This is a genomic window from Halorubrum sp. SP9 (genome assembly GCF_005435015.1).
Lineage (GTDB): Archaea > Halobacteriota > Halobacteria > Halobacteriales > Haloferacaceae > Halorubrum > Halorubrum sodomense.
Window position 1 is genome coordinate 1 of record NZ_SGXU01000381.1, and the last position, 448, is coordinate 448.

1 protein-coding gene is annotated in these 448 nt (G+C 69.2%); it reads left to right on the plus strand.

Going from position 1 to position 448, the window contains the following annotated elements:
- The coding region (locus EXE45_RS17950) for an LLM class flavin-dependent oxidoreductase (RefSeq protein ID WP_137695125.1) at positions 1–448 on the plus strand (448 nt) is incomplete at both ends.

Sequence of the window (448 nt, forward strand, 5' to 3'; positions counted from 1 at the left end):
GGACTACGCCGACCGCGAGTACTGGACCGAGGTCGCGCGCACCGCCGAGCGCGGCGGGTTCGACGCGGTGTTCTTCGCGGACGTGCGCGGCATCTACGACGTGTACGGCGACGACCGCGAGACCGCCGTCGAGAAGGCCGTCCAGACGCCCGCAAACGACCCGCAGCTCGTCGTCCCCGCGATGGCAGAGGTCACGGACGACCTCGGCTTCGCGGTGACGCGCTCGACGACGTACACCCACCCGTACCAGCTCGCGCGGGAGTTCTCGACGCTCGACCACCTCACCGACGGCCGGGTCGCGATCAACGTGGTCACCTCCTACCTGGAGTCGGCCGCCGAGAACCTCGGGCTCGACGAGCGGATGGACAAGGAGACGCGCTACGACCACGCCGACGAGTTCCTCGACGTCTGCTACAAGCTCTGGGAGGACTCCTGGGAGGACGACGCC